This is a genomic window from Halosolutus halophilus, assembly GCF_022869805.1.
Taxonomy (GTDB): Archaea; Halobacteriota; Halobacteria; order Halobacteriales; family Natrialbaceae; genus Halosolutus; species Halosolutus halophilus.
The window spans coordinates 555,231-578,973 of sequence record NZ_CP094974.1; the positions used below are offsets into that span (position 1 = coordinate 555,231).

20 protein-coding genes are annotated in these 23,743 nt (G+C 62.0%); 7 read left to right on the forward strand and 13 right to left on the reverse strand.

Annotated features, from left to right (window positions below; translation table 11 throughout):
* Window positions 1-290: 290 nt before the first annotated feature.
* The 3 genes from MUG98_RS02790 to MUG98_RS02800 form a co-directional block, all read right to left on the reverse strand.
* Window positions 291-1,460, reverse strand: coding sequence for a patatin-like phospholipase family protein (locus MUG98_RS02790; protein ID WP_265110660.1), 1,170 nt, complete (start codon window positions 1,458-1,460; stop codon window positions 291-293).
* A 544-nt stretch (window positions 1,461-2,004) separates the two neighbouring features.
* Window positions 2,005-2,133 (reverse strand): hypothetical protein, encoded by a 129-nt coding sequence (locus tag MUG98_RS02795; protein WP_265110661.1) that lies wholly within the window; start codon window positions 2,131-2,133, stop codon window positions 2,005-2,007.
* A 117-nt stretch (window positions 2,134-2,250) separates the two neighbouring features.
* On the reverse strand, window positions 2,251-2,823 hold the full coding sequence (locus MUG98_RS02800) for a metal-dependent hydrolase (RefSeq protein ID WP_265110662.1): 573 nt from the start codon (window positions 2,821-2,823) through the stop codon (window positions 2,251-2,253).
* Window positions 2,824-2,852: 29 nt separating this feature from the next.
* Here MUG98_RS02800 and MUG98_RS02805 point away from each other — a divergent pair, with 29 nt between their 5' ends.
* The gene (locus MUG98_RS02805) at window positions 2,853-3,290 is read left to right on the forward strand and encodes a hypothetical protein (protein ID WP_265110663.1); all 438 of its coding nucleotides are present in this window, start codon (window positions 2,853-2,855) and stop codon (window positions 3,288-3,290) included.
* Window positions 3,291-3,706: 416 nt separating this feature from the next.
* Here MUG98_RS02805 and MUG98_RS02810 read toward each other — a convergent pair whose 3' ends face one another.
* A complete protein-coding gene (locus MUG98_RS02810) occupies window positions 3,707-5,179 on the reverse strand; it encodes a glutamate-cysteine ligase family protein (RefSeq protein ID WP_265110664.1) in 1,473 nt (490 codons plus the stop codon).
* A gap of 1,392 nt (window positions 5,180-6,571) precedes the next feature.
* Window positions 6,572-6,868 (reverse strand): hypothetical protein, encoded by a 297-nt coding sequence (locus MUG98_RS02815; RefSeq protein ID WP_265110665.1) that lies wholly within the window; start codon window positions 6,866-6,868, stop codon window positions 6,572-6,574.
* 244 nt (window positions 6,869-7,112) lie between these two features.
* Here MUG98_RS02815 and MUG98_RS02820 point away from each other — a divergent pair, with 244 nt between their 5' ends.
* Complete coding sequence (locus MUG98_RS02820; protein ID WP_265110666.1) at window positions 7,113-8,795, forward strand: DUF1254 domain-containing protein; 1,683 nt, start codon at window positions 7,113-7,115, stop codon at window positions 8,793-8,795.
* A 309-nt stretch (window positions 8,796-9,104) separates the two neighbouring features.
* On the opposite strand, the gene MUG98_RS02825 is transcribed toward MUG98_RS02820, so the two are convergent.
* Together MUG98_RS02825 and MUG98_RS25485 are read right to left on the reverse strand one after the other, a co-directional pair.
* Entirely contained in the window at window positions 9,105-9,542 is a 438-nt protein-coding gene (locus tag MUG98_RS02825; RefSeq protein ID WP_265110667.1) for a hypothetical protein, read from the reverse strand.
* A 1,002-nt stretch (window positions 9,543-10,544) separates the two neighbouring features.
* Entirely contained in the window at window positions 10,545-10,892 is a 348-nt protein-coding gene (locus tag MUG98_RS25485) for a DUF7344 domain-containing protein (RefSeq protein WP_425601076.1), read from the reverse strand.
* Between the two features lie 599 nt (window positions 10,893-11,491).
* Here MUG98_RS25485 and MUG98_RS02835 point away from each other — a divergent pair.
* The gene (locus MUG98_RS02835) at window positions 11,492-12,151 is read left to right on the forward strand and encodes a hypothetical protein (RefSeq protein WP_265110669.1); all 660 of its coding nucleotides are present in this window, start codon (window positions 11,492-11,494) and stop codon (window positions 12,149-12,151) included.
* Window positions 12,152-12,618: 467 nt separating this feature from the next.
* Here the strand turns inward: MUG98_RS02835 and MUG98_RS02840 are convergent, their stop codons facing one another.
* Window positions 12,619-13,527: an alpha/beta fold hydrolase gene (locus MUG98_RS02840; protein ID WP_265110670.1), complete on the reverse strand. Its 909-nt coding sequence runs from the start codon at window positions 13,525-13,527 to the stop codon at window positions 12,619-12,621.
* 1,394 nt (window positions 13,528-14,921) lie between these two features.
* On the opposite strand from MUG98_RS02840, the gene MUG98_RS02845 reads away from it, so the two are divergent.
* Both MUG98_RS02845 and glmS read left to right on the forward strand, forming a co-directional pair.
* Window positions 14,922-16,091 (forward strand): sugar phosphate nucleotidyltransferase, encoded by a 1,170-nt coding sequence (locus MUG98_RS02845; protein ID WP_265110671.1) that lies wholly within the window; start codon window positions 14,922-14,924, stop codon window positions 16,089-16,091.
* Window positions 16,091-17,893 carry a glutamine--fructose-6-phosphate transaminase (isomerizing) gene (glmS, locus tag MUG98_RS02850; RefSeq protein WP_265110672.1) on the forward strand — a complete coding sequence of 601 codons (1,803 nt, stop codon included), beginning with the start codon at window positions 16,091-16,093 and terminating at the stop codon, window positions 17,891-17,893. The genes MUG98_RS02845 and glmS overlap by 1 nt, the downstream gene beginning before the upstream one ends.
* Window positions 17,894-18,206: 313 nt before the next feature.
* Here the strand turns inward: glmS and MUG98_RS02855 are convergent, their stop codons facing one another.
* From MUG98_RS02855 to MUG98_RS02870, 4 genes are all read right to left on the reverse strand, one after another.
* A complete protein-coding gene (locus MUG98_RS02855) occupies window positions 18,207-18,335 on the reverse strand; it encodes a hypothetical protein (protein WP_265110673.1) in 129 nt (42 codons plus the stop codon).
* A 175-nt stretch (window positions 18,336-18,510) separates the two neighbouring features.
* The gene (locus tag MUG98_RS02860; RefSeq protein WP_265110674.1) at window positions 18,511-18,711 is read right to left on the reverse strand and encodes a DUF7576 family protein; all 201 of its coding nucleotides are present in this window, start codon (window positions 18,709-18,711) and stop codon (window positions 18,511-18,513) included.
* A 961-nt stretch (window positions 18,712-19,672) separates the two neighbouring features.
* Window positions 19,673-20,443, reverse strand: a complete 771-nt coding sequence (locus MUG98_RS02865; protein WP_265110675.1) for a methyltransferase domain-containing protein — start codon at window positions 20,441-20,443, stop codon at window positions 19,673-19,675.
* A gap of 13 nt (window positions 20,444-20,456) precedes the next feature.
* Complete coding sequence (locus MUG98_RS02870; protein ID WP_265110676.1) at window positions 20,457-21,062, reverse strand: OsmC family protein; 606 nt, start codon at window positions 21,060-21,062, stop codon at window positions 20,457-20,459.
* A 350-nt stretch (window positions 21,063-21,412) separates the two neighbouring features.
* On the opposite strand from MUG98_RS02870, the gene MUG98_RS02875 reads away from it, so the two are divergent.
* On the forward strand, window positions 21,413-21,874 hold the full coding sequence (locus MUG98_RS02875; protein ID WP_265110677.1) for a hypothetical protein: 462 nt from the start codon (window positions 21,413-21,415) through the stop codon (window positions 21,872-21,874).
* 279 nt (window positions 21,875-22,153) lie between these two features.
* Window positions 22,154-22,624: an SRPBCC family protein gene (locus tag MUG98_RS02880; RefSeq protein WP_265110678.1), complete on the forward strand. Its 471-nt coding sequence runs from the start codon at window positions 22,154-22,156 to the stop codon at window positions 22,622-22,624.
* A 140-nt stretch (window positions 22,625-22,764) separates the two neighbouring features.
* Here the strand turns inward: MUG98_RS02880 and MUG98_RS02885 are convergent, their stop codons facing one another.
* Window positions 22,765-23,589: a helix-turn-helix transcriptional regulator gene (locus MUG98_RS02885; protein WP_265110679.1), complete on the reverse strand. Its 825-nt coding sequence runs from the start codon at window positions 23,587-23,589 to the stop codon at window positions 22,765-22,767.
* Between the last annotated feature and the right edge of the window lie 154 nt (window positions 23,590-23,743).

Consider the following 23,743-nt stretch of genomic DNA (forward strand, 5'->3'; position numbering starts at 1 on the left):
GCTGGAGTGAGTCCGGACCTAGCGGTGCCACCGCTGGAAGCGGCGGGCTCGGCCCGGCGATCGAGGCGGACGTATCGACGGCGGAGGCGACCACGGCCAGGGGGTCTGCGATCGGGCACCTCGTCCCGGATCGCTGCCTACGACCTTCTTGGTAGTGACACCTCGTGGGTCGTCCGCTTCAGCACTTGCCCTCGGCTCGGGCCCGATCCGTTCGCCTTCCTCACGGTCTACTGCATCGATCGAGTACGCTTTTACTGGCGGGGTAAAGTGAGTGTCTGATCCATCGGAAGTTAACTCGGTGTGGCGCTCACAATCGTGTGCGCCTCTACGTCTCTCAAGAACGAGTCTGCCTCCCTGTACCCCAGTCCCTTCAAATCAGTGATAAAGTCGTGGTCGCGATCTATCTTCGAGGCCGTGCGTAGCTGTCGTGGGGGGTCGAGTTCGCCTTCATCGAGTTGGATCTGGCGGACTGGCACGCGCTTGTACTGCTCTCTCATGTCCTCCGTGAATTTCCCCTCGTTCAGCCATCTGTTCACCTTTCGGATGAAGTACAGTTCTTGTTCGAGTGAGATGTTCCCGGCGAGTTCATTTCGGCGATTGGCGATCACCTCCAAGGAGTCGAAATCGCCGTTCTGATGCGTTGGGTTGATGCGAATCAGCCAGATCTCATCCGGTTTCTGGTCTTTCCCTTCAGGACCAGCGAGAAGGTTTCGAACGGGAGGATTTTGCGAGAGTAACCCGTCCCAGTATGCGTGGCTCGGATCGTTCGACGCTGGGAGACTGACCGTGTCGAAGAGCGGCGGGACTGCTGTCGACGCGAGGATAGCGTCGACGGAGATCGGCTGTGACTCTTCCCGCAGTCGCTCCGACATCTCCCTGAGGAGTCGATTCTCGGCGGAGCCACCGTCAGCCGGCCGTTCGAGTTCAGGACGGTCCGAAAACACGTCGAAACTGCCGTCGTTCGCGTCGACAGCACTGATCAGAAGCTTCGGTGGAAGCGGAGGGTCCGGAACCGCGTCTGGCTCGATGATGAGTTCCTGGAGCGGCGTGTCGTCGATGAACGAGGTGATGGTTCGTCGGAGCCAATCTTGCCCCATCGCCGCTACCGGGTTCAGCGCTGGACTTGTCTGCCACATTGGAAATCCCATATCGTACAGTTGGGCGTTCAAGACGACTCCAGCGTTCGCGATCCCTTCGAACGGGTTTGACGTCGCCACACGCTCCCAGAGTTCGTCCAGTGCGGCGCTCGCTTGGTGAGGGCCTCTCGTCCGGAGTTTGTACCACGTGACAAACGCGCAGAGTGCACCGCCGGAGGTCCCTGAGAGCGCTGCGATCCGGTGGCTGGATCCGTGCTCTTGGAGCAACCGTTTCAATACTCCTGCAGTGAAGGCCGTGTGGCTTCCCCCTCCCTGGCACGCGATCGCAACCTTCCGTAACGTAGCGCTATCGTCTGCTGACACGATCACCGCAACTATAGCAGGCCAGATAAATACTATTGCGGTGGGTTGAAAAATAATCGTGCGTGACCAATTTGGATAGCGGTCTACGCTCCAAACGTGCTATTCTGCCCGGTTCAGCGACCACCATCGTGAGTCGTGATCGCCGTCGACAATCGAGACGGAGCGGTCCATAGCGGGCGTCGCAGCCGTGAACACTGCTGACGTCTGTGTAGTTGCAGCTGGTCGCATCCTGGGTGGCAACTCGGTTGGGGCGATCGGGACCACCTCCGGATCCCCAGTCCAGGGCCTGACGACGAGCGCGCCCGCCGCGAGCAGTCGGGCGCTCGCCGTCCTCCGTCCCGGACCGTCTCGATCGCACACCGACTCACCGACGTGAGCGGGGCGGTGTCGGACGACTGCCGGGTGCGATCGACCTTCTAGTCGAGTCCAGTCCCGGAGTGGGCGAGGGGCGCCGGCCACGCGGTGGCTGGGACTCACGACCGACGGGATGGAAATTCGAGAGAGAACAGGAGCGACGCACCGCTCGCGCTACGACTGGCCGACGTTACGACCCGACGACGATCCGCTCGTGCTCTTCGATCGCCTCGATCGCGGCGTCGACTTCTGACTGAGTCGCCTCGGGGAGTTCCGGCTCGCACTCCGCTTCGTCCGCGTGTCGTTCGTTCTCGGTCATCGCCAGTCGAGTACTCGTTTTCCGATCCGAGGTATATGTTTTGTGGGCGACACCATCCCGAGCGCGAAGCGGGACGTCGGCGTCGGGCTCCGCGGCGGGGCGTGCGTGCCACTGGCGTCAGTTGCCGACGGCGGGTGCCGAGCCGAGATGGGTCCAGACGCGGAGCGAGACGAATACGACGAGCGCAGCCACGATCAGGGAGAGCTCCGGGTGGGTCTGGGGCTGCTGGTAGAGCTCGAGGAGCCGCATCCAGGGGGCGACGCTGTCGCCCGGATAGCGAGGGGCGGGGAGGACCGGCCAGAGCAGGAACGTCAGGTCGGCGTGGATGCCCGCCAGCAGGGGCCCGAGGCTGTCGCCGACGAGATGCGAGAGGTAGCCAACGCCGAACGCCGCCGGGGCGACGGCCCCGAGCTGGTGGGTCCGGCTGTGCGCGGGCGTCCGCCGGCGGAGCGCGTGGGCGCCCCCGCTGACGAAGCCCACGAGGAGCGCGGTGATTAGGAGCGAATGGCCGACCGAGCGGCCGCTCGCGAGCACGCCACCGTACGCCAGCGGCTTATCGAGTAGATCGGGGAGTTGACTGCCGATCGCCAGCGGGACGAGGGCCCAGCGCACCGGCAGCGGCCGACGGGCCAGGACGGCGTAGGCGACGTACCAGAGATACGCGAAGGCGAGATGGCCGAGCGGAAACACGCCGGGGTGTTGACCGCGAGACGTGATAAGTGCGTCCGGGGCGGGGCGCACACGGCGAGATGGGGTGGCTCCGTCGTGGCGACTGCTGTCGAACCCGACACGATCGCCACGGGCTTGCCGGCACGGACGGCGGCGCACGGCGCGACGCGGGAGCGAGAAGCACGTCTTCAGGGCGCTGGAAGCACCTGCTCCGGGAGTTCGATAGCTCCACGGAGGAGGATGGCGGGTCGAGGGGGGCACCGGCCGACTGTCTCGACGGGCTCCGTTACGCGGTGATGGGCGTCGCCGGAGGCGTCGTCGACGCCGGCCCGACGAGGTCGGGACTGCTGACGGACGCCCGTGATCACCGCCCGCCGCGGCACTCCGCGCGCCATGCGTATCACGGGAGCGCGCAGTCGCCGCCAGCGATCGCAGCACGCCTGCCCCTGACCGTGGGGACGGACGAGGCCATCACCCGGAAGTGGTAGAGCGCCGGTGCCGCCGAGCGCCGCCCCTCGCAGTCGGCTCTCTCCGCTGTGCTCGCCCCGCCGGTCGAGTCGGCGTCGGCCGCGCTACCGGAGCGCTCCCGGCACGTCGACACGCGGACCGAGTCGAGGCGCGTGTGGTCGACGGACCCGACCAAGAGGTCGACGTCGCCGGCGGAATGGCGCCGCGATCACATCGCTGCGCGGTGCCGTGCACACGTGGTGCGTAACACAAAACGGCGCTGGACTCGCCGGGCCAGTAGGCCGCCAGCTACGACGACGCGACGGGACGGGCGCGCCGACACAGGACGGTCAGGGGAGCCCCCCTCACGGTGGAGCACGGGTCAGGCCGTTGGAACGCGTGCGTTCGCGGCCGCCGCCGGCCGATCGGGGCGCCACCGCACGGCCGGACTGCCCCCTCACTCGAGCCAGTCGACGAACGGGTCGTTCGACTCGGCGCGCCGAATGTACTCCCGCTGGGTCTCCGTAATCGCGGCCGCGAGATCCTCGCCCTCGTCGAGTCGCTCCTGTACCTGCCGTCGCTTCCACCGACTCGGCGTCGTCGTCGCGTCCCAGCGCCCTTCGATGGGGGCAAGCAGCTCTGCGACCCGGTCGGGGCGGAACCCCCGCTCGCGGAGCCCACGACGGGCGAGGGTGAAGAGTTCGTCGTAGATGACGGCGGCGTCGTGACTCCGGGTGCCGTCACGGGTGACCCAGGCGAGGTCGGCGTCGAGGCCGTCGCGGGCCGCAGCGTACAGCGACTCCTGTGCGGCCGTCCAGGACAGCGTCCGCAGGGGGTGGTCGGTCGCGATGATCCCGTGGAGCAGGCCGACGACCAACGCTTGGAACCCGATCACGTCCGCGACAGCGGGTTGGGCAGCCAGCGGCCGGTACTCGATCCGCGGCCCCTCGGGCCCGAGAATCGGCCGGATCCACCGCCAACAGGTCCCCTGCTTGTGCAGCAGTTCCCAGTACTCGGCGGCGAACCCCGTGCGAGGCCCCGTCTCGACCCACTCGCGCAGACACGGCGCACACCGGCGGTCGTCGACGACCCGGTCGATCACGTCGGCGGGCGCCTCGAGATCACGGGGCAACCGGACCTTCCCCGGTTCGCGGACGTTCATCGCCTCGAAGATCGGCACGCGCAGTTCGGCCATCCCGTCGAGGATGGTCTCGGGCTCGGCGTCGTCGTAGAGGTCCGGCGGCAGGAACGGCGCGTTCGTCGACAGCGCGAGGATCGGGCCGGCAGTGCGCAGCGCGACGTTGAAATACGCCGGGAAGGCGTCGGTCGGGACCTGCAGGTGGACCTGTAGTGACGTGGCGAGTGACTCGACGAGGATGGTCGGGAAGGACCGCGTACAGCCGGGCACGTCGAGTTCGATCGGCCCGTGGGCGGTGAGATCGGCGTCGAGCGCGTAGTACCGCGGCTCGGGGGCCATGTTCGCCGGGACGGCGATCTCACCCGCGTAGTCGACGGCCGTCAGATAGGCCACCGTGCCCTCCGGCGGCGGAATCGTCCAGATCCCGTCGGTGACGAACCGGCAGCCGGCATCGTCGAACACCCGGTCCACGGTGGCGACCCGCTCGGTGACCGCGCGTGCCTGGTCGTCGAGGCCGTCGGGATCGAACGTCGTCGCTGGCGTGTTCACCTCGGCGTTGTGTCGCCCGAGTTCGCGCTCGCAGACGGCCCCGAACGCCGACTCGGGGACGTCCGTGAGCCGGCCGTCGGCGTCGACGGCGTATCCCTCCAGTTCGAGCCCGACGCGGTACCCGCCGTCGAACCGCCCGGCGGCGAACGCTTCGCGGAGCGCCGCCGCCTGTGCGGCGACCCGCTGTTCGAACTCGGCTTCGGTCGTTTCCCGGCCCGTCGCCTGGACGAGGTTCACGTCCATCCGTTGAATATGCCACGTGTTACCATTTGAACCCCAGGCCGGGCGCGGACGCCGGGATCCACGACTGTCGACGCTCCAGGGCGCGGTGTCGCCACCGATCGGGTTGACACTGCTCCGCCGGTCGGCCGCCCAGCGATCGAGCGCTCCCGTATCGGCCGGGACGCTCGTCGAGCAGCGCGACGGCCGCGCCGCCGATGCCTGTCGTCGCGTGATCATCGATCCTGCCGACTGTGAGGACGAACCCGGGCACAGTCACCCGGGCGGGCGACGGCGCCGAGGAAGCGACGAGGGTATCGCGGCGGCGTGCGATCGGCTCGAGGCCGACGGGACCCTGACCGTGTCCACCGAGATGAAGGTCATACCTGGCAGGGGTGGCATCCCGGAAGGTACCACCTCTCGCCGGCCGAGAAGGACCCGGCGAACGACGAGGCGGCAGCCGAGTCCCTGGCTGTGGGCCGGCAGGGCTCCGAGTGCTGGCGGCACCTGATCCGGGCGTTCCGCGGCGACACGGCGGCGCAGATCGGAAACCCGATCGCCACGAGCGACGCCACAAGCGGGCGACTCGACGTCGACGACCCCATCGACCGCTCCGGCACGCAGGCCCAAATCGCGAACGAAATCGTCGGGATCACGTCTTCAGCTTCGTTGCGCCCCGAAGCCCATCGGCGTGAATGCCGTCCCGACTCCGGTCAGCCCACCGCTCGAACAGGCGGGCCTGCCGAGCGTCGACCGCAGCAAAGCGGGGATCGACGCCGTCTTCCGACTGGCCCGGGTGCCCCGTAGAGTCTAGCTGCCAGCGGACGCCCAGCAGCACAGCACGAGCCACCGGCTTGCCTGCCGCTCGCCCGGAAGGATACGCCGGTCACGATCCACGACAGCCAGTCAACAAAATATTCGAGCGACGGCCGGGCGGCTCTCACGGGCGAGCCGAGGGCCGCTGCCTGCGCGGCCGCCCGGTTCCAGTGTTCCACGCGAAACGCGTCTGTTGGGCGTCAGACGGGCTGCCGTCGGCGGCTCTTCGGGTGGTTCACGCGAAACCAGTCTGCCAGACGGCTGACGCGGCGCCAGATGAGACCGAGCACCGGGAACGGGGGCGTCGCGCTGCTCGATCGAAGCGTCGACGCGGTGATCCGGTGGCGTCCTGAGCGCTCTCGAGGCGGTTGCTCCACGCACAGCGATTTACACGACCGCTGTGCGCTCAGTGTGGAACGCCGCTGTTGGAATCCGTCGACAATGATCAGTGTGGCCCCCTCAGCGGTACGTCCAGGGAACGGAGTTACCGAAGCCATCTATCCGATAGCTATCAAGAACAGCACGCTGACTACAGGGGATGTATTCATCAAGCGGGTATCGCCCATTCCAGCGGATTCAGAGCGAAGTAAATGTGCGAGTCTATCGGGCGTCTGCATTCCGTATCTGGAACCCGGTGCCCTGTCGCCGGATACCGAACATACCAGTCGCGACCGCGACGAGGACACAGCCTCCAACAAATGTATTGAACAGCATGTTCTCGGGGAGGTACCCAGTAGCCATACTGAGTTCGATCGCCCCTGCTATCCACACGATTGCGAAGGCGAACGCGACGTAGTCATACTCGCGTGCCGTGATATAGTGGCGAACGAACGCAACGGCGCCTACACCACTCATGAGCAACATCGGTCCAATCCAGATGAACGTAGTCTCCGCCATTCCGATGGCGAGAATATACAACTCCCTTACATAATACAGGGCGCGAATGCAGCACGAACTGAGGTCTGTGATCGCTCACTACTGGCGCATATAGTCGATCGAGAATTCAGGGATAGTCATTCATTTTCCACTATCATCATGTTATGAAATCCTTCGCGAGTATCGTCGACGTATTATATGGACTACCGGAGTGCGAACGCGTGAGTCGGTCACAACCGCTGTAGGCCACTCAGAGAGATAAGGCATGAGCAAAGAACCACACCACAAGACGGCGAAATCGGACTTCGAACCGCTGCGGGCAACGCGCCGAACCGCGCTTCGCGAGGCGAGTACTCACCAGGGTACCCAGAATTCAGACAGGGCAACTGACGGAGTGCGCCTGTTCCGAACCCGAACGCTGACGCGCCGCGAGGCGCTCCAGAGAGGGGGACTCGTCGTGGGCGGACTCTCACTCGGTGGATCCACGGTGACGCGGACAGTCGCCGCCGATCGAGAGTCCGAAGAGAGCCAGGACAGCGACACGGATAGCAGTCTGGCCTCGATCGCAGAAGACGCCTACCGCTACGGACTCCAGCAGGTTATCTTCTACGTGACGCGCTTCAACTACACGCAGAAGGAAGACAGCGACTTCTTCGTGGGCGTCAATCGGTTGTACTATCCCAACGAGGGCCGACCGATAACGGCCGACTTCACGGCTGTCGTCAGTCCGAACGCCACCACCCTGTACGGGCAGGGTTTCCTCGACCTGCAGGACGAACCCGTCGTCATCGAGATGCCCGAAGTCACCGACCGCTACTTCTCGCTGGAGTTGATGGACCAGTACGGAATCTACCCTCTCTACGCCGGGAATCAGTTCACTGGCACCGATGCGCGCTCGTATCTAATCCTGCCGGACGACTACGAGGGCGAGATTCCAGGCGACTTCGCCGCGACCGACGTCGTCCAAGCAGGGACGAAGTCCCTGTTAACCGAACTCCGGTACGCGCTGCGCGACTCGACGGACGAATCCGAAATCGCGTACATCAACGACCTGCAGGAGCAGACGACCATCACCCCGCTCAGCGAGTGGCTCGCCAACGACCGCTCGGGCGTGCCACGGGCGGAGCAGTCAGTCGTTGCCGGCGACTACGAGACGATCCCACGAATGGCGGACCTCACAGAGCAGCAGGTCGAAAACCAGACCCCATCGGACTTCTTCACCCTCCTCAGCCTCGTCCTGAACGACCCGAGCATGTCGCTCATCGACGACTCCCGAAAAGAGGCTGCGATGCTCGAGCGGTTGGAACGGGTCGGAATCGGCCCGGGACTGGAGTTCGAGTGGTCCGCGCTCGAGACCGACGTACAGGAGGCGCTGACCAGCGGGGTCAAGAACGGGTTCGAGCGCGTCAGAGCCGCCGCCTTGCAGGGCAACAGCGACGTTATGGTAGACATGAACGGCTGGAACGTCCTTCAGAACACGGCGGACTACAGAACCGACTGGCTGACCCGGGCCGTCATGGCCGACATCGGCTTCGCGGGCCCCGACTCGCCCGCGTCTCACGTCGCTGGGTTCAAATTTACCGACGCGAGCGGCGACCCACTGGACGGGTCGAACCGGTACACCATCACGTTCGACCTCGAGGACCTGCCGCCAGTCACCGAGTTCTGGGAGATCCCGATCTACGACGCGCAGGGTTACTTCGTCGAGAACGAACTCGACCGCTACAGCATCAACAGCTACATGCTCGAAGAAGGACTGTTGCACACCGAAGCCAACGAACTCGTCATCTACGTGCAACACGAGGAACCGGACGATCCCGAGCAGGCGACGAACTGGCTGCCAGCTCCTGAAGGGGGTATGCGCTTCGCAGCGCGGTTCTACGGCCCCCGTTGGTCGATTGTCGACGGGTCCTACGACATGCCCGAGGTCGTCCCTGCGGAGAAGTGATAACTTCTAACTTCATCCCCAACCAGACAATTGCCTTGCGTTTTCTGTATCCAGTACGCCGTTTTTGACAGCGGTTCGGGAGTTCGGTCAGAGTCTGCCGAATAGAAGGCGCGAATGTGGTACGCAATCTGGCTCGATTTGCGTAAGGGATGATCGCTCAGTGTAGGGCAAGGAGTTACCGGAGCATCCATCGAGTCGTACAGAATCTGTCAAAAGTCGCCTGCTGAATATAGAGCATGAGTTCAGCACAAACTCGTTGAAGTGTTTGAAAGGGGCGCTTGACCCTATCGCTCAGTTTCCGGGGTCTCACTATTGACGAGAGCTATTTTCGCTCCCCCGTCGGACGAACGATCCAATAATGAACGCGATCGATCCCAGGGCAATCCCCTCTGTTGTATAGACGAACAGCCCCTCAGGGTCAAGAAAATATGCGAGTTGTTCCGGAAACGTTCTGTACGACAGGCCTGGGAACGCGTGGTAGGCACGGAATCCGAGCAACGACGTAAACGAGACTAGCCAGGCAACCAGTAGGCCACCCCGAACGTACCCGACCACGGCCGCCGCCCCGATCCCGACGAGTGCTGCATCGCCGGGAATGAACACGACTCCGCCTGCGACCGTGAACACGTCGAGTACGTACGCCACGAACGTTATCACACCAAGGACGACAGCGAGAGTCGTCCAAAGGGCCCGCCAGTACCACGACTGATTGTGACCGAGCAGCACATGGCGAAACGAGAGTGACACGCCCACACCTACCCCCACTGTCTGTATAACAACTGGGAAAGTTCAAACAGATATTTAACCAAGATAAAGGGTGCTGGGCTTCCCACCAAGCTGGTCATGCGCTGTGTATTCAGCAAGATCTGGGCGAACTCCCGGATCACTGTCAAGAACGGTGTGCTGAATACAGAGGATGAGTTCAGCACGACAACCACATTTGTTTCACGCCGAAGCCGATGAACCAGCCGTTCGATAGATCTGCACATCTATCGCTCGCCATGCGTCGTTCGGTACTATTATTCCGTCGAGTCTCCACTCGAATAACAATGCCCTCCAACTGCTCATCAGCCGCTCACCGAGACAAACGACCGTCACGGCGACGGTTTCTTGCTACTCTCGGGGCTGTAGCGTCAGTGTCGACTGCTGGCTGTAGTGACGTTCTGTCGGATAGTTGGTCCAGTAATACCGACGAACCCGGCGAGGTGAGTGTCGAGAACAGGACTTCTTCGAAGGCGGAGATAGCAGTTCGTGTCATAGACAGCGAGGATGAGACCCTTTTCAGCCGTATTTTCACTCTCAGACCCGAAGAGATGACGTCACATGGCGCTATCGAAACAACCCCTTCGAGGGTGCATGCATTTACCGCAAATGGCGCTTCCCGTACGTGGCGGTATGCCCCCGATTTGCCGGCCGATTTCGACTGTGAACCAAAAGATATCGGGCTTACGCTGCACCAAGATAACACGATCGAACCGTGGTACGACTGCTAACTACAGACCCTGTACTGAGCACTCGAGCCGCCAAACTGAGTCGGCGTCAATCTATGCTACATTCGCGCCCTGTATTCAGCAGCGTACATACGAGCTGCCGAACGCTTGTCAGAAAGGGCGTACTGAATACAGAGGCCGAGTTCAGCACGATCCGATCTTTCGTTTCTCGACTCTGTCTCTAAATCGGGAGTCAGAACTGTTCGCAATCGGGCTTGATCAGGTTTTCCAACCCGAATTGCCCCTGGGTGTCATACACCTATTCGAGTTCAGTGGTAACGAACTGGTACAGTTTCTCGACGCGGTCGTTCGGATGATAGCGGACCGTTTCCGTTCGGTCATCGTACTCAACAAGGCCAGCGGCTTCCAGTTTCGGCAGTTTGGAATGATGCAGATCGAGACGAAGTCGTCCGGTGTCTATCATTCCACCTGAGTCTGGGGGAGGATTCTCGGCTGCCACGTGTTCGAGGAGGTCGTCCACCGTAACAGTATTACTCTCACTTTCGATTAACTGGCCGAGAACTGACCGACAGTGTTGACTGGCGACGATGTGCAATGCTGACTCGGTCGATACGGTATGAGTGAAGCTACTCATTGGTTTTCCCATTCCGATTATGAAATGGCCGGGACACGGATCAACCCCCTAGTTCACCCACATCATCACGCCTCGGCTGTCGAGGAACCGCGTCGGAGGGAATCACCTACCATGCCCTTCGATAGTTGGTACTGGCATGTTCCAGCCGAGTTCCTTTCGGGACAACGACGGTCCATCTCCATGGCCCCACTACAATCAGTTCCTGCACTTCATAACCAGACACGCCGATGGGGCCACCAGAGGCGACCTCACCGGGTCGCATTATTTTGGATTAGTGATATTGACGTAGCTGCTCTTGAGAGGATTATAGTTTCACCATCAGCGGTAAGTACAGGTGAAGCAGGTAACGGAGCGACGACCGATTTATCCGGGAGATAGCAGAAACGGCGTGCTGAATACAGAGGATGAGGTCAACATCGCGGCTACTTGTGTATTTAATCCCACCCTTGACAAGTTATAAATGGCAAGACAGTGGCCGTAATACAATGGCCTCCAATAACAATGATGCATTATTCGGACGACGGTCAGACCGAAGACGTTTCATCATCGGTATAGCGACCGCCCTTTTCGCCTGTATGTTTCTGACCGGGGCGTACGCCCGTGGACGATGGATGCAAGACGTCATGGGACCGCAGGTGTACCCCGTACTGTTCGTTCTTCTCGTCGGTGGCGGACTGGCAATCTGGAACGCCTATTGGAACGACGGATTGCTCCTAAGTTGGCTGTTGATCTTTAGCCTCGTCACGCCCTGGTTGCTCCATTTCAATCTTCAGTACGGTATTCTGGAGCCGTTCATATCGGCGGGGTACGTGACGCTGGCGCTCGTCGTCGGGACGGTCGGCCATCTGATCGGTGTCGGACTGCGGCGAGCGCTGGTCGGGGATACGGACGGGGAGGCTTTCAAACGAGCGATGGGGGTACTCGGATCGGCCCCGGACGAGTCGATTCGATGGAGCCTCCTCTTGAGTGGTCTCTTCGTTGGTACAGCGGTACTGGTCTACGTGGCCGAACCGTATCGGAATCAATTGGTGTCGGTGGTGTATCCAGTCCTGTGGTTCTACCCGATCGGTGTCGTAACGTGGGAGACCGTGCTCGGGGTCGGATTCGTTCTTGGTTGGCTCGGGCTCGCAACGTGGCCCGCCTCACGTGGAAACGGAGTACTCATTAGCTGGGGAGTCATTTTTGCACCGATATTCGGAACGATCCTTACGTACAGCCTATTGGAGGCGTTTTTACCCCCGATCTGGGTGGAACACTCGCGGACGACGTGATTGTCGCGCTACTCGTCGCCGTATCCACCGCCGTCATTCTGGGAACACTGGGATTCTTCGTCGGGAAGCTACTTCATCGTACAGGCGCCGTTCGACGACCCGATCGCGACGGGATGAGTACGTAGGAACGGTCGTTCTGCATCAGTCGTTACGGTTGCACCTCAGTCAGCACACAACGTCTGAATCGGAATGAGTCGATGTTTCAGACGCTCCACCGACGGCCCCCAGCTCCCGGTTCCATCGACCGCGAACTCGATCCGACCGATACGCGCCCTGTATCCAGCAAGAACTAATCGAACTACTGGATCACTGGTAAGAGCGGCGTGCTGAATACAGAGCATGAGTTCAGCAGAGCGTTACCTACAGGCACACATCCATCAATAGTGACAGAGAGCATCAGATATTTTCGGTCACTAAACCGTCGATCAGGGATCATCTATTCTGCAGTCCCGCTCTTCTGAGGTCTCTTACCGCCTCATATCGAGAATGAGTTCGGCACACGTTTCCGGATGGCCCAACCAGGGGAGGTGTCCGGCATTCACCGTCTCAAGACGACTGTCCGGAATTCGGTCGACGGTATTGCGCACAACGTCTGGCCCTCCGAGTGGATCGTTCTCGCCCCAGGCCACGAGGGTCGAGGGTTGCAGGTCAGCCAACTCATCTTCGCGCAGCCGCGTTGAGGGATGCCACCCACGAAGCCTGAGCAATGAATTAAACTCGCTGATATCGACAATATCTGACCGAGGCTTCCGAGCCTGGGTCACGAACACCCGTATCAACGATGGATAATCCTGAATCGTTTCATCCTCACCGAATATTTCGAATTGTTCAACGACACCATCCTCGCTCGATTCCTGGAGCCGAGCCAACAGTCGGTTGAGCAAGGGCACTGAAAACAACCGAAGCGGAATCGGCGGGCGGGTTCCCGGGAAGGTTGGGACGCTTCCAATCAGCGTCAGGTGACGGACTCGATTGGGCCGAGCCAACGCGAACACCATGCTCCAGTACCCCCCTGCGGAATTACCGACGAGGTCTACCTGTTCTATCCCCAACCTGTCGAGAATTCCTTCAAGAACGGTAACAGCCGTTTGTCGAAAAGTTTGGGCGGTGTAGGTATGGTCGCCACTGAGTCCGTAGCCAGGACGGTCTGTAGCAATGGTCCATGTGTCGTCAAGATGAGCGATCAACGGGGTAAACAGTGCCCCGAACGCTCCAGTTCCATGGACGCAGAAGACAGGCACATCGTCGCTCCCCTCATCACCAGTTTCGATAACATGAGTTCTGACCTGTGGATGGTCGAGATCTATAAATTGTGATTGTGGATCGACGCTCATTTCCTCAAACAGTTGATCTTGGGCTGTCTCGAAACTCGCCATGTGTTACCACCACTCATTCTCGTATAGGGTACTGTAGTATTAAATATGAGGAAGCCGGATTTCGATCATCTTTCTGGTCCGTGTCTGCTGAATGCGCGCCTTGTATTCAGCAGATGTCGACCGAATTGCCGTGATGCTGTCACAAACGGCCTGCCGGAGATAGAAAATACGTGCAGCATAAGGTCTTTGTCCCTTTTATGTGCAATTATCGATTATTCAATTATGTGTCTGTAACTCGGTACTACAGGCTGTTTGTCCTGATTGACTGAAATTCTTGATCACGATATGTCTTCTATTTAGTGCGTTGAAAATATGAAAAATACTTACCAGTTCGATTGATGCGATCACTTCTGCCCTCCAGGCGGAGCATCCTCGCAAGTGCTGGTGTCGCCAGTATCGCCGTCCTCGCCCCAACCGTCGAATCACTGGTGGCACTGGACCTCGACAGCGGCACAGAACAGTGGCGCCACAGCGTCGGCCAGCAACCCTGGCCGATCGCGCCGGTCGTCCACGACGGTATCGTCTACGCTCTCGGGTGGCGCCGGGATTGGACCCCTTCGGACCGGAGGCAAGCGGTGGCAGTACGACGTCGAAGGTACCGTCGTGGAGGGCGTGGCCGTCGCCGATGGCGCCGTCTTTGCTGTCACGTCCGACCCGGAGGGGCCGTCAAACGTCTACGCACTGGACCCCGCCTGAGGTCGCGGGGAATCGGTTCGCCGCATCCGTGTCTGATCTGCTCTCCAAGAGACGCGCCTTCTAGTCAGCAAGGGGTGACCAACTCACCGAGATGGTGTCAGAAGCAGCGTGCTGACTACAGAGGGTGAATGCAGCACGACCGACAATCGCCAGAGTCCCTCGCGTCGGAGATACCCTGCCTCCCGCAAGGAATTCTCGGCCGGACCAGGCCGTATGCTCTGGAATTCGAACGCCAAGGCGGTTCACCCACGCTTACGAGCAAAATGGCGTGATTACGAGTAGCCGAGCACGAAACCGTCGGGCGTCGTCGATGGGTCGTCGTCGACGGCGATGTCGAGGTCGGCGACCGCCCCGTCGTCGCCGCCCAGATGGTGGGCCCGGGCGGCCCACGGCTCACTGGTGGTCGAGCCTCTGCGCCGCGCCCGATCGCCGAGGGAGTTCCCGGCCGCGTCGGACCGGTCGACCGCGAGAGCTCGGAACGCGCCGCTCGCATCGGCGGGAGATCGACTCCGCTTCGCGGTTGATTGTCCGGGCAGCGGACACCCGTTCTGCTCGCTCGCGTGTGGAACCCGTGACTGCGCCGAGAACCGTCGGTCGACACGTCGACTCGTCGTTCGCCGGCTGTTCTTTCACACCCCTCACCGAACAGATACTATTTAGCCGAAAGAATAACTTCCCTCTATTACTGTTACCTACGCATGACTATTCGTTCTGCGATCGTCCTCGCCGCTGGCGAAGGCCAGCGGCTCCGGCCGCTCACGACGAACCGGCCGAAGCCGATGCTCTCCGCCGGCCCGAAACCCATTCTGGAACACGTCTTCGACGAGTTGATCGACGCCGGCGTGACTGATATTACGGTCGTCGTCGGCTATCAGCGGAATCGCGTCCAGTCGCACTTCGGGCCCACCTATCGCAACGTCCCGCTCACCTACGTGACCCAGGACAAACAGCTCGGCAGCGGACACGCCCTCCTCGCCGCAGAACCGGCTGCCGACGCGCCGACGCTGGTCGTCTACGGTGACCAGCTCATCGACGAACGGCTCATCCGTGACGTTACCGTGAGTCACGAGTCGGCCCTGGCGACCCTCGGCCTCGTGCAACGGTCGGACGTCGCGGAGTACGGCGGCGTGTTGGTCGACGACGGCCGCGTCACCGACATCGTCGAGAACCCGCACGACGATCGGGACTACCGTCTCAACGCGGGGGTGTACACCTTCGAGCCCGAGATCTTCGACGTCGTCCGGAACACCAGCCCGCGTGCGGGCGAACACTCGCTCGTGGACGCCCTCTCGGCCGCCCTCGAGGACGGCGCGACGCTCCGCGGCGTGGTCTCCGAGGGCGTCTGGGTCGACGCGACCTACCCCTGGGACCTCCTCGAGATCGCCGACGGTCTCCTCGACACCAACGGCGGCGAGAGCCAGATCGCTCACAGCGCGTCGGTCCACGACGACGCGACGATCGTCGACCCCGTCGTCGTCGAACCGGACTGCGTCATCGGCCCGGGGGCCGTCGTCGGGCCGAACGTCTGTCTCGGCGAGAACGTGACCGTGGCGTCGAACGCGGTCGTCGACCACTCGGTCGTCGAGGCCGATACGCGCGTTTGCGCGAACGCGACGCTGGTCGACTGCGTGACCGGACGCGGCGTCCACGTGGGCCCGGGCTCGACCGTCGTCGGCGGCCCCGGCGACGTGGCAGTCGGCGCCCGGATCCACCGGAACGAAGGGCTCGGAGCCGTCCTCGCCGATCGGGTTCGGGACGAAGGGGGGGTCACGTATCGGCCGGGAACGATCGTCGGCGCCGACGCGGTGGTCCGCGCCGGGTCGACGGTCGGCGGGACGATCGAGAACGAGACGGAGGTGCGTGCCTGATGTGTGGCATCATCGGCTACGTCGGGACCGACCGCGGCGACGACGCGCTCGAGGTCCTCCTCGACGGCCTGTCACAGCTGGAGTATCGCGGCTACGATTCGGCGGGCGTCGCCCTCGCGGATGGGGGGATCGACGTCCACAAACGCGAGGGGGAACTCGCGGCGCTCGAAGCCGCCCTCCCGCGAGAGCGGTTCGACGGTGATTCGATCGGGATCGGCCACACCCGCTGGAGCACGCACGGGCCCCCCTCGGACGCCAACGCACACCCCCACACCGACGCCACCGAACGGGTCGCGGTGGTTCACAACGGCATCATCGAGAACTACCAGTCGCTGCGCGACGACCTGGCGGCCGCCGGGATCACGTTCCAGAGCGACACCGACACCGAAGTCGTCCCGCACCTGATCGGGCGTTCTCTCGACGAGGGGCTGGATCACGAGGCCGCGTTTCGCGCGGCGATCGATCGCCTCGAGGGGAGTTACGCGATCGCCGCCGTCTTCGACGGCACGGAGACGGTGTACGCGGCGCGCCACGAGTCGCCGCTCGTCCTCGGCGTCGCCGACGACGGCCACTTCCTCGCGAGCGACGTGCCGGCGTTCATCGAGTACACCGACCAGGTGATCTACCTCGCGGACGGGGAGTTCGCTCGGCTCACGCCGGACGACCTCGTGATCACCGACGCGAACGGCCAGGTGACCGACCCGTCGGTCGAGACGATCGCCTGGGACCCGGAGGACGCCGGTAAGAGCGGCTACGACCACTACATGCGCAAGGAGATCAACGAACAGCCCACGGCGCTCCGGGAGTGTTTCCGCGGCCGGCTCGACGAACTGACCGGGCGGGTCGAACTGCCCGAACTCGGGGATCTCGAGCCGCGTCGACCGGTCACGTTCGTCGCCTGCGGCACCTCCTATCACGCCGCCATGTTCGGCACACGGCTGCTCCAGGACCGCGGGGTCCCCGCGCAGGCGTTCCTCGCGAGCGAGTTCGACGCGGACCGGGTCCCGATCGACGCCGAGTCGCTCGTCGTCGGCGTCACCCAGAGCGGCGAGACGGCCGATACGATGCGGGCGATCCGCGAGGCCAACAGCGTCGGTGCGACGACGGTCGCCGTGACGAACGTCGTCGGCAGTTCCGCGGCGCGGGAGACGGACGACGTGCTGTACATCCGGGCGGGCCCCGAGATCAGCGTCGCCGCGACGAAGACGTTCGCGAGCCAGCAGGCCGCGCTGACGATGCTCGCCGCCGCGCTGAGCGACCAGCGATCGCGCGCCCTCGTCCGGGAGCTCCGGGCGGTCCCCGACCAGATCCAGTCCGTGCTGGACGCCTCGCGGGCGCGCGAGATCGCCGAGACCTACCACGGTGCCGAGGCCTACTTCTTCATTGGCCGCGGCTATCACTACCCCGTCGCGCTCGAGGGGGCCCTGAAGATGAAAGAGATCACGTACACCCACGCCGAGGGGTTCGCCGCCGGCGAACTGAAACACGGCCCGCTGGCGCTGGTGTCGGAGGAGACTCCGGTCTTCGCGGTCGTCACCGGCGACGGGAAACTCGCCGAGAAGACGATCGGCAACGTCAAAGAGGTCGAGGCCCGCGGCACGCCGGTCGTCGCCGTGACCGACGGCCAGTCGGACGTCGAGCGCTACGCCGATCACGTCCTCGAGGTGCCGGCGACGTCGGCCGTCGCCAGTTCGATCGTCGCGAACGTGCAACTGCAACTGGTCGCCTACTGGACCGCGCACGAACTCGGCCGATCGATCGACAAACCGCGGAACCTGGCGAAAAGCGTCACCGTCGAGTAGTCGCACCGACCGGGAGCCGACCCGGCAGCCGACGGCGCGATCGGAACCCCAGTCCAGGGCCTGGCGACGAGTGTGCCCGCCGCGAGCAGTCCGGCGCTCGCCGTCCTCCGTCCCGGACCGTCTCGATCGCACACCGGCTCACCGACGTGAGCGGGGCGGTGGGGGACGAGCGGCTGCGGTCGTCCCTCCCGTCGAGTCCAGTCCCGGAGTGGGCGAGGGGTGCCGGCCACGCGATGGCTGGGGCTCACGACCGACGGGATGGAAATTCGAGAGAGAACAGGAGACGCACTGCTCGCGCTACGACCGGCCGGCGTTACGACCCGACGACGATCCGCTCGTGCTCTTCGATCGCCTCGATCGCGGCGTCGACTTCTGACTGAGTCGCCTCCGAGAGTTCCGGCTCGCACTCCGCTTCGTCCGCGTGTCGTTCGTTCTCGGTCATCACCAGTCGCGTACTCGTTTTCCGATCCGAGACATATGTTTTGTGGGAAACACTAACTCGATCGCGAGTACCGACCCACGACGTGTTCGCCCACCTCGGCGACGCGGTATCGTGCGCGGGGAGACCGACGGTGGGGCCGCCCGGATCGAGCGCTGGTGTCGCTGGCGCGACCGGGCTACGGCGTCTCGGGGGCCGTCGCCGGTAGACAGGCGTCGCTGCAGTAGTGGTACGCGTACACGTCCGCGCCGTCGCGGATCCGCCACGTGAGCCGTCGTTCGCGGGCGCCGATCCGGGCGCCACAGGCGTGACAGGTGGCCGCCTGCTGCACTCGGCGGTGGCTTGAGGGCCGTTCCGGTTCGCTGTACTCGTACTCCATAGGCGGGCTACGTCGCCCCTCTACAAGTAAGAAGGGATGAATTTCAGCACAGGATACTTGATCGGCCGCCCGTCAGTGGCTGCTCGCGACGGCAGTCCCGCAGCGGGCCGTCCATCGGCCAGCACGCGAGCTCCCACCATCGCTGCGGCTCGTTGCGAGAACTGCGTGGAGTTACTGTCGGCCGGAACCGCTCAGGATGCGGTCGGGCGCTCCGCATCGCGTGCGTGCCGACGAGGGCGCTGGTCGTGAGCGGTGGGATTCGTCGTCCCAGCCTTCGTTTCGAATGGAACACATAAGTGAAAAGCAATTAAATTAATTGTACTATCATGATGCTTTACGAAAAGATAATATCATTCCCGGCGGGATACTGAGCGGAAGGGAAGATGAGTACCCACTCCGCTCCGTCCACCATTTGTAGCGTGTGTCAACGGCCGATCGGCGGTCACGAATCCCAGTATCGCGGCGAACCAGCCCACCCTGACTGTCGGGCTCGCCTCCTCGCGACCGAGTCGCCGCGGTGAGCGCACGCCCACGTTATGGCAGACGCCGTCCAAGTTGCGACGCCGGGCCGGGTCGCGGCCCGGATTTGCAACTCCCGGCTAACTGGCCCTGTGAACCCCTTTGTCGTTGAGAGGTACTCACCGGTCGTGTTCTGTACAGGCGAACCAGTTAGCGGAGCGCCCATCAACCTAGTTGTTAGCGGTCGAGTGCGGCGTTCTGAATACCGAGACTAGATCTATCAAAATAGCCTTCTCGCTCGAAACTGCGTGTGCTCGCGTTCTGTGGCTATTTCGGCGAGGGAGAGCCAACAGACGGTCGGACCGACTGTTAGCAGTCTACTGACTCGGCCCACTCCGCGACGGGTTCCCTCTCGGAAAAGACGATCGTCCCGCCGTCTCGTTCGGCGAACGTGGTCGGAACTGGACGGCCACCTCGTCGGTGATCGGTGCTACCTCACCGATCACTCCTTCCGCGCAACGAGCGAGACGCTCTTCACCCCGTACGTCGAACACGCGTTCGCCGCCTGCTCGGAGACAAATTCGTAGTCGGTATTCTCGCTGACCGCTACGACGTCGAACCCAGCCGCGTCGACCAGGTCGGTGTAGCGATCGACCTGCTCGGCTCCGCCGATGCAAGCTGCCCAGAGGTCCGCATCGGTCTTGATACTCTCGGGCATCTGCTCTTCGCTGATAATGTCGGAAATGGCGAGTCGGCCCCCTGGCCGCAGCACCCGGAACGCCTCCTCGAAGACGCGATCCTTCTCGGCAGAGAGGTTGATGACCCCGTTCGATATCACCGCGTCGAACGACCCGTCCTCGAACGGGAGGGTCTCGATGTACCCGTGGCGGAAGTCGACGTTGTGGAAGCCGTTGTCCGCTGCGAGGTCACGCGCCTTCTCGATCTGCTCTCCGGTCATGTCGATACCCGTAACCGTTCCCGTCTCGGTGACGTGCAAACCGGCGACGAAGGCGTCCATCCCCGACCCGCTGCCGAGGTCAAGCACGTCTTCGCCCGGGTCGAGTTCCGCCAGATCGAAGTAGTAGCCGACACCCGCGAACGAGTCGATAGCCGCGTCCGGAACGTACTCGAGATCCTCGGGGTCGTAGCCGAGGCGTTCGGCGAGGTCGCGGCCCGTCTCGAAGTGGAATTCGGCGTCGGATGACTCCGCGACGTCACGGTACATCGACTTGACTTCGCGTTCGAGTTTGTCCGTGTCGAGTGAGTGATTCATCGGTGCTCACCGGTTAGTCGTCGCCCGCCACCTGGGCGGGGGTATTGATGGTCATCTCGACATCCTGTCCGAGCGAGACGAGCGTGTAGACGGGTGCTCGCCGTGCCCACTCGTCGATCAGGTCTTCGTCGAGGTTCTCACCTTCGATTTCGATTTCGGCGGTGACGTTCTCGAAGACCGCGTCGGCGTCGTTGAGATCCGCGAGGCTAAAGAGCACGGCGGGATCGAAATCGGACCAGACGCGTGTCTGGAGGTGGTCGATATCCACGCCGTGTGCGACGGCATTGATGCTGATGCCGACGTTAATGCAGGCAGCCAGCGCGGAGAGCGCGGCTTCGATCGGTTCTATCCGATCGGTCGCACCGACCCAGCCACCGGCTTCCAGCACTTCCCTCCACCCGCCGTAGGGAACCGTGTATTCGCGGGTCTCGCGGGCGATCGTTTCGCCACCGAGTTCGTAGCTATCGATCCTCGCCAGACTGTGGGCACACGTCCCCTCGTAGGTCGCGGATGCCCCGAGACCGAGTTGGACTTCTTCGGGATGTTCTGCCGCGTGGTCGGCGAACGCTTCGAGTGTTTCGAGTTCTACACCGTGTGTGATTCGCTGATCATCGGTCATGGTTTTGTGTCGCCTTTCGGCTAAACACAGTACGATCACGGAGATAATGTAGCTACTCCGTGGGGTTTTGGCAGTTACTGCCAGCTATGCAGCCACTGACCGAGAGTCACCAGGTGCTACCGGGAACCGGCTGAGATATCGATTGTCCAACTGGCCGCCAGCCGACAGGAAACCGTTGAGGGACGGACCCGATCAGCCCGTTCGGGCTCTGTTGAAATTCTCACTGGTCGATACAAATGGCGTGCTGAATACAGAGGATGAATGCGGCACGTCGCTTCAGTTCGATCGAACTGACCGCTCCGACGTCATCTGACCGGAAGATATATGTCAGTCTGTACGCGTGTTGCCTCATGTCCTCCATCTCACGCCGGAAAGTACTGCGATCAGGAGGTGTCTCCGTCACGATGGGACTGGCCGGTTGTACGTCGATTCTACGTACCTTTCAGGACGACCCCCGCTTGGTCGAACTCGGAGCCTTCAACTTCGACCCGGAAGAGCACGTGGTTTACGTGTTATTGATAAAAGAGGGCGAGCCGGTGTATTGGGAGAGACTGGCGCTCGGTCCCTACGATTCCGACGCAGATTCTGATGGGGGAGCGTTCGACGGCTATCCGACCGAGTCGGGACCCTACGTACTCTATGTGTGGCGGGACGATCAAGCGCGAACGGACTGGCAGCGGCTCGATTTCCGCGAATACGACACGTCCTGTCTCGGGGTTACCGTTATGATCGGTGACCCATTTGCAGACCGCGGCGAGATCCATGTACACCATCATTCCGATTGCCGCGTCGGGAGCGAAACTGATACCTGACTAGTCGACGCCGAGCGCTCGCTACCCGCACTGATCAGGGAGTACCGTGTGCCATATTCGCGCTTTGTATCTCGCACGCTTCGCTCGACCTATCCAGCAGTTAGCAGAATGGGCGTGCAAGATACAGAGGGTGTATGCAGCAGCGTACCAACCTATCATGACGGACAACGCGGTGGTTTGCTGTTCCGAGTGTGTAGACACTCCATGGTCCAGACGTAGGTTGCCAATCAGGATGCTACGCGCAGCTATTTAGGGGTAGATAGCCTTCTTAAGTCAAGGATGATCTTGAAAGAGACCACAACCGTTGAGGCGCTTCAAAAAGACGTCTATCGATTTTTCGAGGAGATGGAAGAGAACTATGAGCCATGGCACCCTGATCACATCACGTTCCGCTGGACAGAGGGGGATGGGTTGGAACAGGGCGCTGAGGCCTATTTCGAGGAACGTATTGCGGGAAAGTTACAGAAGAAGACGGTAAAGTTCGTAAAGGTAACTCCCGATCGATACATTGAGTTCAAGCCGACATCACTGCTGGTTGGGCTGCTTATGCCTCAAATCAGTTTCGCGATCGATACTCACTCGGACGGTTGCGAACTCACCCAGCAAATCAAAGTACGAACCGGACCGATCGGTGCTTGGCTCAACAAGAGAGAATTTGACGCCGTTCGGACGCACATGCGAGAAGAAGGCGAGAATTTGAAACGCATACTCGAAAATGAGGATCGAGTCCCCTCAGGAAAGAAAGCGTAGGTGATGAGTCAAAGAGGGTTCTTTCAGTTCTGGTTTTGCTGTATGTGCGCGTTCTATTCAGCACGGCTGCTAAAACCTATCACCATTTTAGGGTTTCAACAAGGCCCCTGTTCGAGACCACGCTCACAACGCTGGGAGAGTCACTTCACGACGGATCCGGACGTGGGTGGTCGCGCCTCGCCTTCGAAGAATGCATACATCGATTCCGCCCACTCGTGAACCGTCGGTGCGTCGGTATCGATCACCGCCTGGACCGCCCCGCTGTCTTGCTTGTACAAGCTGATGACGACCCGGTCATCGAGAAGGCCGATTCCGTACGGAGGGAGTTCGTCGTGCTCTAGAACCGTAAAATTATCTCGGTTCACCATCTCTGAACTGCGCTCCGGGTACGTCGAAAAAAAGTACGTGTGACAGCTTGGACGGTCAACCAACGTTATGTCCACCCCGTCCTGTATCAGTTGACGGAGCACGTCCAGACAGGGCTCCATCAAGGCGACCTCGGGTCGAAGAAATCGGAACGTGGTCGTCTCCTGGAGAAACGACTCGAATCGGTTCACCGGGCGGTACGGCGAATCGGGCTCGGCGACGGTTACGGTCATCTCTGACCACGTCTCGATCGTGAATTCGCTGACCTCGTCTGGGAGCCAGTGCCAGACGTCACGCAACTCCCGCTCGGTTTCGACGAGGTCGATCAGGTCCTCCATCCCGGACGCGATCGTCTCTCCCAGCCGCGTTGCCACGTACTGGTATCCCTCCGTACGGATCCAGGTACGGGCTTCGAATTCGCGCAGCGTCCGTCGAATCGTCGACGTCGACACCCCGGTCAGTTCGCAGAGTTCAGCGCGACTCCGAGGACGGTCCGTCAGTGCGCTGAGCGCCTCGACGCGGTGTTCGGATCGCGCGAGATACGCGATGTCTCCGATCGGAGACTCCGTGGGACTCGATCGTATGCTACCCGGCACCATACTATACCCACATACGCCCTCGCAATAACAATTTCCTCAGTCAAAACAAACGCTTTGAGTCGGAACTAAGACCGAGAATGGGTATCTCATACCTCAAGTGTCGAGCGACAGCCAGACGTCCTCGCCGAAACTCGTCCACTGTGTAGTCCTGTCC